This window comes from Nonomuraea sp. NPDC049784, assembly GCF_040659615.1.
In the GTDB taxonomy this organism is placed as follows: Bacteria; Actinomycetota; Actinomycetes; order Streptosporangiales; family Streptosporangiaceae; genus Nonomuraea.
On the sequence record NZ_JBFAMX010000286.1, the window covers coordinates 1 to 12,407 of the forward strand.

General features: G+C 70.5%; 14 protein-coding genes. 7 read left to right on the forward strand and 7 right to left on the reverse strand.

The features are described from left to right. On the forward strand, nucleotides 1-342 hold a 342-nt coding region (locus AB0J09_RS38585; protein WP_360702203.1), incomplete at its 5' end, for a universal stress protein. 300 nt (nucleotides 343-642) lie between these two features. Next, on the forward strand, nucleotides 643-1,137 hold the full coding sequence (locus tag AB0J09_RS38590) for a transcriptional regulator (RefSeq protein WP_055503136.1): 495 nt from the start codon (nucleotides 643-645) through the stop codon (nucleotides 1,135-1,137). A 566-nt stretch (nucleotides 1,138-1,703) separates the two neighbouring features. Here AB0J09_RS38590 and AB0J09_RS38595 read toward each other — a convergent pair. The 3 genes from AB0J09_RS38595 to AB0J09_RS38605 all read right to left on the reverse strand — a co-directional run bounded on the left by AB0J09_RS38595 (nucleotide 1,704) and on the right by AB0J09_RS38605 (nucleotide 3,950). Further along, nucleotides 1,704-2,090 (reverse strand): SAV_6107 family HEPN domain-containing protein, encoded by a 387-nt coding sequence (locus tag AB0J09_RS38595; protein ID WP_360702207.1) that lies wholly within the window; start codon nucleotides 2,088-2,090, stop codon nucleotides 1,704-1,706. A 469-nt stretch (nucleotides 2,091-2,559) separates the two neighbouring features. Then, nucleotides 2,560-2,751, reverse strand: a complete 192-nt coding sequence (locus tag AB0J09_RS38600; protein WP_360702210.1) for a ferredoxin — start codon at nucleotides 2,749-2,751, stop codon at nucleotides 2,560-2,562. Nucleotides 2,752-2,756: 5 nt separating this feature from the next. Beyond that, complete coding sequence (locus tag AB0J09_RS38605; protein WP_360702213.1) at nucleotides 2,757-3,950, reverse strand: cytochrome P450; 1,194 nt, start codon at nucleotides 3,948-3,950, stop codon at nucleotides 2,757-2,759. A 96-nt stretch (nucleotides 3,951-4,046) separates the two neighbouring features. Between AB0J09_RS38605 and AB0J09_RS38610 the strand changes: the two genes are divergently transcribed. Together AB0J09_RS38610 and AB0J09_RS38615 are read left to right on the forward strand one after the other, a co-directional pair. Further along, the gene (locus AB0J09_RS38610) at nucleotides 4,047-4,667 is read left to right on the forward strand and encodes a helix-turn-helix domain-containing protein (RefSeq protein WP_360702216.1); all 621 of its coding nucleotides are present in this window, start codon (nucleotides 4,047-4,049) and stop codon (nucleotides 4,665-4,667) included. A gap of 51 nt (nucleotides 4,668-4,718) precedes the next feature. Further along, a complete protein-coding gene (locus AB0J09_RS38615) occupies nucleotides 4,719-5,249 on the forward strand; it encodes a hypothetical protein (protein WP_360702219.1) in 531 nt (176 codons plus the stop codon). Here AB0J09_RS38615 and AB0J09_RS38620 read toward each other — a convergent pair. Beyond that, nucleotides 5,240-6,115: an NAD(P)H-binding protein gene (locus AB0J09_RS38620; protein ID WP_360702222.1), complete on the reverse strand. Its 876-nt coding sequence runs from the start codon at nucleotides 6,113-6,115 to the stop codon at nucleotides 5,240-5,242. The two genes, AB0J09_RS38615 and AB0J09_RS38620, sit on opposite strands and share 10 nt — an antisense overlap. 81 nt (nucleotides 6,116-6,196) lie before the next feature. Between AB0J09_RS38620 and AB0J09_RS38625 the strand changes: the two genes are divergently transcribed. Continuing rightward, nucleotides 6,197-6,586 carry a helix-turn-helix domain-containing protein gene (locus tag AB0J09_RS38625; protein WP_360702225.1) on the forward strand — a complete coding sequence of 130 codons (390 nt, stop codon included), beginning with the start codon at nucleotides 6,197-6,199 and terminating at the stop codon, nucleotides 6,584-6,586. 3 nt (nucleotides 6,587-6,589) lie between these two features. Here the strand turns inward: AB0J09_RS38625 and AB0J09_RS38630 are convergent, their stop codons facing one another. Both AB0J09_RS38630 and AB0J09_RS38635 read right to left on the reverse strand, forming a co-directional pair. Continuing rightward, nucleotides 6,590-8,257, reverse strand: coding sequence for a hypothetical protein (locus tag AB0J09_RS38630; protein WP_360702228.1), 1,668 nt, complete (start codon nucleotides 8,255-8,257; stop codon nucleotides 6,590-6,592). A 545-nt stretch (nucleotides 8,258-8,802) separates the two neighbouring features. After that, entirely contained in the window at nucleotides 8,803-9,513 is a 711-nt protein-coding gene (locus tag AB0J09_RS38635) for a L,D-transpeptidase family protein (RefSeq protein WP_360702231.1), read from the reverse strand. Between the two features lie 230 nt (nucleotides 9,514-9,743). On the opposite strand from AB0J09_RS38635, the gene AB0J09_RS38640 reads away from it, so the two are divergent. Both AB0J09_RS38640 and AB0J09_RS38645 read left to right on the forward strand, forming a co-directional pair. Then, a complete protein-coding gene (locus AB0J09_RS38640; protein WP_360702234.1) occupies nucleotides 9,744-10,220 on the forward strand; it encodes a YbaK/EbsC family protein in 477 nt (158 codons plus the stop codon). A 9-nt stretch (nucleotides 10,221-10,229) separates the two neighbouring features. Continuing rightward, nucleotides 10,230-10,790 carry a GNAT family N-acetyltransferase gene (locus AB0J09_RS38645; RefSeq protein ID WP_360702236.1) on the forward strand — a complete coding sequence of 187 codons (561 nt, stop codon included), beginning with the start codon at nucleotides 10,230-10,232 and terminating at the stop codon, nucleotides 10,788-10,790. A gap of 409 nt (nucleotides 10,791-11,199) precedes the next feature. Here the strand turns inward: AB0J09_RS38645 and metF are convergent, their stop codons facing one another. Further along, entirely contained in the window at nucleotides 11,200-12,120 is a 921-nt protein-coding gene (metF, locus tag AB0J09_RS38650) for a methylenetetrahydrofolate reductase [NAD(P)H] (protein ID WP_360702238.1), read from the reverse strand. Nucleotides 12,121-12,407 lie beyond the last annotated feature (287 nt).

Genomic DNA, 12,407 nt, shown 5'->3' on the forward strand with positions numbered 1-12,407 from the left:
GCCGGGTCGCTGGGCGTCCCGCTGCGGCTGGTCACGCTGGTGATCAGCAGCGGCAGGCGCGTCAGTGTCGAGGAGGAGATGCTCATGCGCCTGCGCGACGAGGCGGCCTCGAACCTGCGAGCGGCGGCCCGCGGGCGGCCACAGGTGGAGGTGGAGGTGGAGGTGCTGGAGGGCCGCAATGTCGCCCAGGCGCTCCGCACGACCTCGTGGCTCCCCGGCGAGATGATCATATGCGCTTCGAGCGCCACCGGGCCACTCAGACGGGTCTTCCTCGGCGACACCTCGATCAAGATCGTACGGGCCGCGACCTGTCCTGTCATGATTCTCACCCGACGGAACTGACCAGCCGAAATTATCGTCAAACTATGACGAAGTACTGTTACAAATGGGACAGGATGGGCGTTTGTGGCGTTCTCTACCGGACCGGATTCGGCATCTTTTTTCCAATCAGCTTGACCTTAGGCGTCCGCCCCTTTACCGTCACTGTCCGTAACCACACCTCGCGGCGTTCCGGGTTAAACCCGGGGCCACGGCTACCGTTGGTGCCGAGCTCGGCACCAGACCCCCCGGTGGCTAGGGCATACGCCGCAAGGGAGCACAATCTACTGAGAGCGATACATACGAGAGCCGGGGGGCCACACGATGCCGTCTGAGTACGCAAAGTCGCTGGGTGCACGACTGCGCGCCATCCGCACCCAGCAGGGCCTGTCCCTGCATGGGGTCGAGGAGAAGTCGCGCGGCAGGTGGAAAGCCGTAGTCGTGGGCTCATATGAGCGCGGCGACCGAGCGGTGACCGTGCAGAAGCTTGCCGAACTTGCCGACTTCTACGGGGTGCCAGTATCCGAGCTGCTGCCGGGTGGCGCCGCGCCCAGCCCGCTGGGGCCGACGCCGAAGCTTGTGATCGACCTGGAGCGCCTGGCTGCGCTGCCGAAGGAGAAGGCGGGGGCGCTGGCCCGCTACGCCGCCACGATCCAGAGCCAACGGGGTGACTACAACGGCAAGGTGCTGTCGATCCGCCAGGAGGACCTGCGTTCCCTGGCCGTGATCTATGACAAGTCGCCCAGCGAGCTGACTGAGGAGCTCATCAGCTGGGGCGTCCTCGACGCGGAGGCGCGCCGCGCCGTCGAGTCGTTCTGAGCCGGACTTATTTGGAGCCGGTCTCGTTCTGAGCCGGTTTCGCCCTGGGCTCGTCGTCCACCCAAGGGCTCGCCGCCACCTCGCGCCGGCGAGCCCACCGGCTCCTCGCACCGGGGACGGCTTGCCTCGGCTTTTCCTGGTTTGAGCTCGATATGCCGCGCTCTTCGACGTGATGAAGATCACCTTCGCCGCGCGCACGCCTGACCGGCTGCCCCGCGTGTGAGCCTCCACGCTTATCCGGGCCCGCATTCCCGCAGTGGTCCGCCCGCTCGTCAAGAGGCATGGCCTGGACTGGCCGCCGCGCCACACCGGAGGCGAGTATCGGGGTGCGGCCCCACGGACCCATTTGCCCGCGCGTCGGGCGCGTCCGCAGGGCAGGCGGCCGTCCACGCGTGGGCGCCTGTCCGTAAAGCAGCCGGCCATCCCCGGTGAGCGCCCGTCCGCAAAGCCGGCGCGCGCGTCCGCGGGCAGAGCGCGTTCGGCACCGAGCCGGTGCAGTGGAAGCACGCGCGACTCAGGCCGAGGATCGCCGCCCAGGGTCGGCGTTCCGGCAGACGGGCAGGGGCTCAGCCCGCCAAGGGGACGTCCACCGGCAGCTGGGGCTGGGAGGGGACGCCGAGGAGGTCTTCCACCGTGGAGACGAACGTCTCCGCCTCGGCCATGAGCTCGTCGGCGTCGGCCGCGCTGACCCTGCTGACCATGCCCGCCTCCGCGGCGGCGCGCTTGGCGGCGCTCACCGAGAAGTAGGCCGCCCACTCGGCCAGGTGCGGCTCGGCCTCGGGCAGCAGGTCCCAGGCGCTGCGCAAGCGGCGCCTGCGGCCCTCCATGGGACGGGGACGGGCGGCCAGCATCGCCGCCGCCGCTCGAAGGGCCGCCAGGTGGGCCGCCACATATCGGGATGCCGGGGTGCGGGCACCGGCCGCCTCCGCCAGGCAGGAACGTGAATCGGTCAAGTGTGCCCGAACCGCAGGCGACAGCCGGGGCCCGGGTGTGTCTCTAGGCCGTGGTGCCATCTTGCGCGCCTCCTTGGAGTCGTGGGCGGCTGCCGGCGACTTGGCCGGTGGAGTCAACACTCGCAGACCCCACTGACATTTCCGCCGGGCTGGCCGGACGAGGAGCTTCCCCTCACCCCGTCCGGCCAGGACACGCCCACTCGTCTCCGCCGACGACGAGGACGTGCCTTTTGCCCGTGGAGCCTGGCCGCGGGGTATCGCTTGGGGAAGCGAACGGCCCGCGACCAGGTCCTTGTGACGCTGAGCCGCGAGCCTCACCGTCACTAGGTCGAACATAATTTCGATCACGCTCGGTGTCAACCGATTCAACGAACACAGGTTCGACGAGTCGTCGCGCGTGTACGAAAAAAGGGCCGTCACCGCGAGAGAGGCGACGGCCCTCGGGCCGTTCAGGGGTGTCAGGCGTTGGTCAGGCGATGGAGATGGCTCCCGACGGGCACAGGGTCACAGCTCGGCGGACGCCGTCCTCCAGCTCCTCCTGCGGCACCTTCTGCAGGAGGACCACCGTGCCCTCATCCTCGCTCTGGTCGAACACCTCCGGCACCGTCAGCGCGCACATGCCCGCGCCGATGCACACCGTCGTATCTGCCTTGATTTCCATGGGACCTACCAAGTGACTGGGAGGCGGTGCACGCCATAGATGCCCATATCCGAGCGCATCGGCACCTCCTCGGGTGTTACGGCCAAGCGTAGACCTGGGAAGCGGCGCAGCAGTGCCGGGTACGCGATGCGCATCTCGGCGCGCGCCAGCTGCTGTCCCAGGCACTGGTGGATGCCGTGGCCGAAGGTCAGGTGCCCGCCCGCGGGCCTGGTGACGTCGAGCTGGTCGCCGTCGGGGAAGCGGGACGGGTCGCGGTTGGCGGCGGGCAGGTGGAGGGCGACGGACTCGCCCGCCTTGATGAGGTTGCCCTCGATCTCGACGTCCTCCAGCGCGGTGCGTACCGGGCCGACGTGGATGATCGTGAGGTAGCGCAGCAGCTCCTCGACGCCGTTGTCCACCACCGACGGGTCGTCGCGCATGGCGGCGAGCTGGGCGGGGTTCGTGAGCAGCGCGTACGTCCCGAGCCCCAGCATGTTGGCGGTCGTCTCGTGCCCGGCTATCAGCAGCAGGAAGGAGACCCCGGTGAGCTCCTCGTCGTCCAGCTCCCCGCCCTCGATGAGCCCGCTGAGCAGGTCGTCGGCCGGCTCCTCGCGCTTGCGCCGGATCAGCCCGTACAGGTACGTCATGACCCGGCCGATCGCCGCGATCGACTCCTCTGCCTTGGTCTCCAGGTTGATCAGGAGCTTGGAGTTCTCCTGGAACTGCGCGCGGTCCGCGTACGGCACCCCGAGCAGCTCGCAGATCACCAGCGACGGGATCGGCAGCGCGAACGTCTGCACGAGATCGACGGGACCGCCGGCGGCGGCCATGTCGTCCAGGCAGGCGTTGGCGATCTCCTCGATCCTGGACTCGAGCGCCTTCATCCTGCGCACGGTGAACTGCCCGGTGAGCAGCTTGCGGTAGCGCGTGTGATCGGGCGGGTCCATTCGCAGGAAGACCCCGGCGGGCATCTTCCCCTCCCGCTGCATCTTCATCCGTTCGACCTGGGCCGGGAGCGCCGGGTGCACGAGATCTGGACGGTTGCTGAAGTGCGGGTGCGCCAGGATGGCGCGGGCGGCCGAGTAGCGGGTCACCAGCCAGCCACGGTGGCCGTCGCCGTACGTCATGCGGTGCATGGCTGCCTGTTGTCGCAGTTCAGTGGCTTCGTCAGGCGGGTCGAACGGGCGCTGGCGGACCATGGGAAACGTCACTTCGGACATGCTGCGGCTCCTTTCCGAGTGCCAACCCATAAAACATCGCTCAGTGCAAAATTTCAATCCATGAAAATCATCAATGCGTGCAGTATAGTTTCGGGCATGGTGGAAAGCGGTGGCGTGGGACTGCGGGAGCGCAAGAAGCAGCGCACGCGCCGGGCACTGGTCGAGGCCGCGCTCCGGCTGTTCGACGAGAAGGGCTACGAGGAGACCACGCTCGCGGAGATCGCCGCGGAGGCCGACGTGTCGACGCGCACGTTCTTCAGCTACTTCGCGAGCAAGGAGGACGTGGTCTTCTACGACTCGGAGACCCGGATGGAGCGGGCAGCCGCCGCGCTGGCCAACAGGGAGCCGGGCGAGTCGCCGGCCGACGTGCTGCGCAGGATCGTGGACGAGAGCCTGGTCTGGCTCACCACGTACGAGGAGTTCACGTTCGAGGACGCGGGGCTGCGGCTGCGGCTCGTCCTCAAGGAGCCCACGCTGCAGGCGCGGGCGTTGATGATGCTGCTCGAGAGCCAGGCCAGGCTGGCGCGGGCGCTGCACGAGGCATACCCGGACAAGCTGGACCCCGTGGAGGCGGCCGCCGCGGTGGGGGCGGTGTTCGGCGCGGTGAAGCTGGCGATCATCACGAACATGGACAACGACCGGTCCCTGGAGCAGATGTGGAACACTGCCCGGCGCGCGGCCGAGATCACACTGTCCGGCCTGTGCTCGCTCGGTTAGCCCCCGGACGGCGCTGTCTGGGAAGCTGTCCGGAGCGGAGGGGGGAGCCGGATGGCGACGAGCAGACGGCCGGTCGCTCTCGGGCTGCTGGCGCTGGGGCCGGTCCTGGCGGCGGCGTACGCGGGCGTCAACCTCATGGCCATCAGGACGGCCGTGAAGGCGCAGGTCGAGGGCCCCGAGTGGGCGGACGGGCGGCTCGGCCCCGACGGCATGACCGCGCTGGGCACGGACACCTGGCAGCTGGTCTTGTGGACCGCGCTGCTCGCGGGCGCCCTCGGGGTGGCCTACGCCGTCATCGGCGTGCTCCTGCGGCGGCGCGGCCGGGGCCGCACGTTCCTGTTCGTGCTGTCGGGCGTCCTGATCGTGCCGTACGCCCTGGCGGTCATCTTCGCGCTGGTCAACCCCGTCAAGGCGCTGGCGGCGCTCTACGACTCCCCCGACTTCGCCGCAGGCGTGCCCGCGTGGCAGGCGGGCACGGTCCTCATCCTGGTGGTGGCCGGGCTGGCACAGGCCGTCGGGCTGACCCTGGCCCACGCCGAGGGCAGGCGAGCGGCCAGGGCTCCGGGTGAAGGTCAGCCCTGAAGGCCGGACTTCACCGCCGCGACGATCACGTCCCGCACCGGCCGGGGCGAGTCCAGGAACGCGGGCAGGTCGCCGCCCCGGGCCTCGAGCAGGCCCGCGTTGATGTTGGAGAGCGTCGAGACGGTGTGAAACGCCTGGTACGGCGCCATCGGCGCGAGCACCGGCCGCACCTCGGCCAGGGGCATCGTACGGTATTCGACGGGCCGCCCGAGCACCTCGGCGAGCACGTCCGCGAGGTCGTGCCCGCCGACCGCGCTCACCCCTTCCAGCTCGTACGTCTTGCCGGCGTGACGGCGCGTCCCGCCCCCGGACAGGTCCTGAGACGCCTCGGCCGCCACGCGCACGGCCACGGCCGCCAGGTCGTCCCTGGCCACGACCGACAACCGCCCGTCCCCCAACGGCACCGCGAACACCCCGCCCTCGGCGGCCGCCGCGGCACCGCCGAGCGCCAGCCCCGCCGCGAGCTCGGCATACAGGCCGTTGCGCAGCACGGTGACGTCGAAGGGCGCCTCGGCCAGCCGCGCCTCGGTCCACCGGTGCGCGAGAGCGTACGTGAGCCGCTCGCCGGACCCGGCCACGCTGGTGTAGATCACGTGCCTGACGCCCGCGGCGGTGGCCGCTCGCACCGCCGCGCCGTGCCGGGCGAGGACGACGTCGTCCTCGGCGTACCCGGCCGACACGAACACCAGCACGTCCACGCCCGCGAACGCCGCCTCCAGCGTCTCCGGCCGGTCGAAGTCCGCCAGGCGATACGTCGTACCGTCGCCTGAACTGCTCGCCCCCACCACCTCCAGCCCTTCCACGGCCCGCAGCCCGTCGAAGACGGAACCGCCCAGTGCCCCGGACACACCCGTCACAAGAATCATCAGACACCCCTAATGTGGAATTGCCCCGTGAACAGCTCCAGCATGGGCGGAGTCCGGCACCCGGCATAAGGAGGCACTCTCATGTCAGTCGCGCACACAGAGGTAACTTCCCAGGCCGATGGCCCATGCGAGGAAGAAGACTGCGGGATCCGCGACGTGCTCGACCGGATCGGCGACAAGTGGACGGTGCTGGTGATGGTGGAGCTGGTCAAGGGGGTGCGGCGGTTCAGGGAGCTGCATCGGGCGGTTCCCGGCATCTCCCAGCGCATGCTGACGTTGACCACGCGTCAGCTGTGCCGTGACGGGCTGGTCGAGCGGACCGCGTACCCGACGATCCCGCCGCAGGTCGAATACCGGCTGACGCCGATGGGCCGCAGCCTCGCGGAGGCCATCGAGCGGCTGGCCGGCTGGTCGCGCGAGCACAAGTCCGCCATCGAGGACGCCCGCGAACAGTGGGACGCCGCCCACTAGGGTCTACTCGCAGCGCCTGCTCGACCAGGTCGTCCAGCCCATCTGGGCGCCGCCCCGGCCAGTCGCGGCCCAGCCCGGAAGCGGGGCCGCCCCGTACGGGACGACGGCGGTGCACGTGCCCTCCGGGGGCCGCCCGTCGTAGAGCTCGATCTCGGTCCACGACACCCGGTACGCCAGCGGCACCCACAGGTTCCACTTCACCCGCCGGTCCACCGCCACCCGCCCTGGGGGCGGCGCGGGCAGCCAGTCCGCACCGGATGGGCGTGCGGGCGCCTGCCCGGCCGTGAACGCGATGTCGATCAGCGCCAGCACGCCCACGACCAGCAGCCGGGTGCGGTGGGCGGTGAGGAAGGCCGCCCCGGTCAGGCAGGCCAGCATGATCAGGGCCGGCACGGAGGCGGAGCCCAGGTTCAGCGAGTCGCGCATGCCGGTGAGGAAGATCACCTCGGGGAAGTCGAAGGCGATGAAGCTGTAGCGCTCCAGCCGGTCCCCGGCGTACCAGGCGGCTGATCCGCCGGTCACCGCCATCAGCCCGGCGGCGGCCAGATCGTGCCGTACGACGGCCAGGCGCCCGCCCTTCAGCAGCGCGACCAGCCCGGCGAGGGTCCAGGCCACCGCGACGCAGGCCAGATAGCGGCCGTAGACGTAGTTGCCGACGCGGTGCTCGTCCGGCAGGGCGGCCGAGGACGCGTACGCGATGGCCAGGGTCGCGAGCAGCAGCGTGCCCGCCAGGACGCGGTGCTGGAAGAGCGCGGACCGCCGTACCAGCAGGGCCGCCGCGCCTGCCAGGCCGGCGCCCGCGAGCCCCCAGGTGCCGGCGATGAGGTACCAGAGCTGCCCGGCCGCCCCCGACAGCGCCCACGCCTGCCCCTCGAGGCTCGTGAGCCTGGACAGGAGCAGCCCGGACAGGTCACGGGCCCCGCCCGGGTACAACGCGGCCGCCAGCGCCCCGTTGAGCGCCTTCCCCGCCGCCGCTACCACGCCCGCGCTCACCAGCGCCGCGACCGCCGGCATCGTCGCCTTGCGGCGTGCCGACACGACCACCACGATCAGCACGCAGACTGCCAGGACGACCGTCCCCCGCAGGTGCGCCGCCATCGCGAACGCCGACAGCCCGCCCGCCACCGCCCCTGCCCGCACCGACCCGTACGCGGCCAGGTCGTGCACCGCGACCAGCCAGGCGAGCACGAGCGCGGGCAGGATCGCGTCGGTCAGCGCCAGCCCGGGGAACACCAGCAGCGCCGGCGACAGCCCCGCCACGAACGCCGAGATCAGCGCCACCCTCCCGCCCAGGCCCATCCGCCGCAGCAGCATGTATGCCAGCGGGTACGCGCCCGCCGCCGCCATCGACCCCACCACGACCACCAGCCGGTACGCCAGGACGGGGTCGGAGGTGAGCCAGAAGATCGGGACCAGCAGCACCGGGTACCCGCCCTGGTAGAAGGTCGAGCCGGTCAGGTCGGCGCCGGGCCCGCCAGCAAGCCAGCGGGCGGCGAGAAGGTACCCGGTCTCGTCCGGGTTGGCCACCGGTCCGGTGTGGTACCGGTACAACCACAGCCGCAGCCCCACCTGCGCGACCCACCCCGCCGCCAGCACCCACCACAGCCGGGACCGCCCCTCGCGCCGCCCTGTCACGTATGCGGGCGCGGGCGCCATGAACACCGTCGTCATGAACTCCCCCAAAGGTCAAGAGGGAGTCCAGCAAAGGGCCCATAACCGGCCCGTCACCGTATTTGGTTATGCGCGCGTTATGCCGCCAAGGCCCACCGCCCCCGCCCCATGCAGGCGGGGCTTCGCGGGTGCGACAGGGCGCCCCAAGCCCTTCGCGTCGGCGGCGCATACCGCCGCCTCGCCACGCGCTACCACTACCGCGCCGGGATGGGGGTGCTGTCCAGCGGTGCGAGCCACCACCCGTCAGGGCGCGCCACCGCGTAGCGATGTGGACCGCCCCGACGTTGCGGCTCGGGCCACGTCGCAATGCGATCCACCACGTCATCGCGACGCGAGCCACGTCGCGATGTGGACCCCACGTCGTTAGGGCGCGGGCCGCCGCTCACCCGCGCACCCTCAGCACGCGCGGCCGTCACCCAGGCCACGCGCACCCTCGCCGGGCCCACCACCAAGGCCGCCTGCGGGCGGGCGCATCAGTGCCTCGCCGCCGCTAGGGGCGGGAAGCCCGATTCGCCGGTCAGAGACCGTCAGCGCACGTGCGCGCCTCAGGCGCGCCTGAACTTGCCACGGACGTGCACAGGCACGCCCTTGCCCAGCATCCCCGGCAGGACCTCGGCCACGTTCATCGGCATGCGCACGCACCCGTGCGAAGCCGGATACAGCGGCACCGACAGCGCCCCGTGGAAGGCGATGCCGCCGTTGAAGAAGATCGGGTTGTAGAGCTGCCCCAGGTAGGACCGGTGCCACCCGCGAGCGCGCCACGTCGTCTTGTAGTCGCCCGTCGGCGTGCCGGCCGAGCCGCAGAACCGCTGCCGCTTGCCCTGCCAGGTGGCGGTCTCGCAGTAGGGGACGCCGCTGCCCGAGGAGATGTGGGTGATCAGCTTCACCTGGCCGCCCACGTACAGGACCATGATCTGCTTGGTGAGGTTGACCTCGGCGCGGGTCGGCTTGCCGTTCCTGACCAGGACCTTGGGGGCCTTCGGCGTCTCAAGGGCGTCCCACGTGCGCTTGGCGACGGTGCTGGACGGCTTGATGCCGTTCACCTTCTGGAACGCCCACACGGCCGTCAGCGTCGACCCGCCGTACCGGCCGTCGGCCTTGCCGGGGCGGTAGCCGAGCTGGGCCAGGCGCGTCTGCAGCCAGCGGACGGCCTTGCCCTTGGAGCCGAGCTTGAGCGTCTTGCGTGGTGCGGTGACCGTGGCGGCGGCGGGGCCGGACTCTGCGCCCGCCGCGATACGCGTGAAGACCGGGGACACCGCCGTCGTGGCCGGCGATATGACCGGTGACGACGCCGTCGAACGTTGCGGCGCCTGCGTACCGCAACCCGAGAGTGCGATGGCGCCAGCCGTCAGAAGAGCAGCCACCCCGGGCAGCCGTCGAGCCCCCACCCGTACCACCTCTCATACCAATATCAAACAGATCAAAGGACACTACACCACTCACCATGAACCCGTAATGAAGCGGTCAACGTGTTTAGAGTGTGTCCATGTCTGAGAAGTTGCCGTCTAATGCCGTCGTCGTTCAATCCGCGCTGCGCGAGCTGGGAGCGAGCGGCGAGATCGTCGTACTGCCCGAAAAGGCCCCCACGGCCGCGACCGCCGCGGCCCAGGTCGGTTGCGAGGTCGGGGCCATCGCCAACAGCCTGATCTTCGACGCGGACGGCGCGCCGCTGCTGGTGCTGACGAGCGGGGCCCACCGCGTGGACGTGGAGCTGATCGCCCGCACGGCGGGGGTCGGGAAGGTACGGCGGGCGACGCCGGAGTTCGTCAGGGCGGCGACCGGCCAGCCCATCGGCGGCGTGGCCCCGATCGGGCACCCGGCGCCCGTGCGGACCCTGGTGGACAACTGGCTCAGCAAGCACGAGGTGGTCTGGGCGGCCGGGGGGCATCCGCTGACCGTGTTCCCGACGACGTTCGACGAGCTGGTGCGGATCACCGGGGGCACAGCGGTGGACGTCGAGTAGGGTGCGACGGTGATCGAGTTTCGCGGGGCGGGTCCGGCCGAGTTCACGGAGCGGCTGGAGACGGTGATCGACATTTACACGGCTGCCATGAACCCGCCCGCGGATCAGATCAACGGCCGTAAGACCATCATGCGAAATCACGCGACATATCCCCATTTCCAGTGTTATTTCGCAGAATTGCGGGATTCGTCCGTTTCCGGCCCTCTAACCGTCGGCTTCGCGTACGGCTTCCGCGGCGCGCCCGGGCAGTGGTGGCACGATGTGGTCTTCCGCGCCGTGACCGACCGTCTCGGCCGCGAGGCCGCCAACGCCTGGCTGGGCTACGCGTTTGAGTTGGCCGAGATCCACGTCCACCCGGACTACCAGGGCAAGGGCATCGGCCGCGCGATGATCCGCACGCTCTGCGCCGGCCGCCCCGAGCGCTCGGCCGTCCTCTCCACCCACGACCAGCCCACCGCCGCCCGCCACCTTTACGCGAGCATGGGCTTCACGGACCTCCTCACGAGGTTCGTGTTCCCGGGCGGCTACGAGGACTACGCCATCGTGGGCCGCCCCCTGCCCTTGACCTGAGGGCGCGACCTCCTGAGGAATCCGTGACCTGTGGGTTTGTTTGGGCATGGCTTGGGGCACCATCCATTACGCAAGGTATCCGCCCGTTTACCCACCGTCTACTGTCCCCTGCCCGTCACCCGCCCGGTCCCCCTGCGGGCGGGTGGCGGGCCATCCCACTCCCGGGACGACGAGCGGTGCGCTGACCGGCGGCACACCTCCCCACAGCGCGCCACCCGCCTCGTCTCGCGCCATGTGAGGGTCACCTCCGACGCCGGTGCGGCGGGACGGTGGTCGGCGGAACCCGGGGCCCACGGTGCGCCGTTGCGGCGGGCAACCCCGTGCGGGTCAGCGAGCGTCTCCCTGGAGGCGCTCAGCCACGTACGGCGGGTGGCGCCGGCCGTGCTCCGCCGTAACCTATGAAAGGTCTTCAGGCGGAAAGAGGCACCCGCTCGAGGCGCTGGAAGACCTCTCGCGACGCGCTGGAGCGGTTGAACGTGATGAAGTGGATGCCCGGCGCGCCCTCGTCGAGCAGCCGCTGGCACAGCTCGGCCCCGTGGTCGATGCCGAGCCGCCGCACCGCCGCCGGGTCGTCCGCGACCGCCTCGAAGCGGGCCGCCACCTCCGGCGGGAACGGCGCCCCCGACAGCTGCTCCGACCGCGCGATCGTGCTCATCTGCGTCACCGGCATGATGCACGGGATGATCGGCGTCTCGCACCCCCTGGCCGCCACCCGGTCGCGCAGCCGCAGATAGTCCTCCGCCCGGAAGAACATCTGCGTGATCGCGTAGTCTGCCCCCGCCTGGCACTTGCGGACGAAGTATTCGGTGTCGGACTCGATGGACGGCGAGCGCGGATGCTTGTATGGGAAGGCGGCCACGCCGACGCAGAAGTCGCCCGCCTGCCTGATCAGCCGCACGAGCTCCTCGGCGTAGAGCACGCCGTCGGGGTGCTGCACCCAGTCGGCCGTCGGGTCGCCAGGGGGATCGCCGCGCACGGCCAGGATGTTGCGCACCCCGGCGTCGGCGAAACGCCCCACCAGGTGGCGAAGCTCGCGCATCGAATGGTTGACCGCGGTGAAATGTGCCACAGGCGTGAGCGTCGTGTCGTGGGCGATCCGCTCGACGATGCCGACCGTGCGGTCACGCGTGGAGCCGCCCGCGCCATAGGTCACCGACACGAACGTCGGCCGCAGCGACTCCAGCTCCCTGATCGCCTTCCAGAGCTGCCGCGCTCCCTCGTCGGTCTTCGGCGGGAAGAACTCGAAGGAGAACGACCGGCCACCGGCGGCCAGCAGGTCACGGACGGTGGGAACACGATCGGGCAGGATGGAAGGTCGACCAAGCGCCATGCCCCAAGGTTACAGTGCACCTCAGCGCCACAAGGTCACCGGAGCGTCACCTTAGGGGGCGACGCGCCGGCCTAGGGGTCACTGCCGTGTCACCCATCGGGGGCCGCCCACACGCCTAGAAGACGACACCTGAGGATTCGAGTCCGGGCACCCGGCCACTAGTCTCAAGGCATGACCACTGACGCCGCCGGCATGGACACCTTGCGCAAGCAGGTGGAGCGCGCCCTCGGAGAGTTCGTCGAACGGCAGCTGCCCGCCCCCGGCGATCCCGAGCTCGGGCCGCTGCG

Bases quoted from the DNA above. Each gene is read 5' to 3' on its own strand.
- metF (WP_360702238.1), bottom strand. From the start codon at position 12,120: ATGGCGCTTGGTCGACCTTCCATCCTGCCCGATCGTGTTCCCACCGTC.
- AB0J09_RS38620 (WP_360702222.1), bottom strand. From the start codon at position 6,115: ATGATTCTTGTGACGGGTGTGTCCGGGGCACTGGGCGGTTCCGTCTTC.
- AB0J09_RS38605 (WP_360702213.1), bottom strand. From the start codon at position 3,950: ATGTCCGAAGTGACGTTTCCCATGGTCCGCCAGCGCCCGTTCGACCCG.
- AB0J09_RS38600 (WP_360702210.1), bottom strand. From the start codon at position 2,751: ATGGAAATCAAGGCAGATACGACGGTGTGCATCGGCGCGGGCATGTGC.
- AB0J09_RS38615 (WP_360702219.1), top strand. From the start codon at position 4,719: ATGGCGACGAGCAGACGGCCGGTCGCTCTCGGGCTGCTGGCGCTGGGG.
- AB0J09_RS38630 (WP_360702228.1), bottom strand. From the start codon at position 8,257: ATGACGACGGTGTTCATGGCGCCCGCGCCCGCATACGTGACAGGGCGG.
- AB0J09_RS38625 (WP_360702225.1), top strand. From the start codon at position 6,197: ATGTCAGTCGCGCACACAGAGGTAACTTCCCAGGCCGATGGCCCATGC.
- AB0J09_RS38610 (WP_360702216.1), top strand. From the start codon at position 4,047: ATGGTGGAAAGCGGTGGCGTGGGACTGCGGGAGCGCAAGAAGCAGCGC.
- AB0J09_RS38590 (WP_055503136.1), top strand. From the start codon at position 643: ATGCCGTCTGAGTACGCAAAGTCGCTGGGTGCACGACTGCGCGCCATC.
- AB0J09_RS38640 (WP_360702234.1), top strand. From the start codon at position 9,744: ATGTCTGAGAAGTTGCCGTCTAATGCCGTCGTCGTTCAATCCGCGCTG.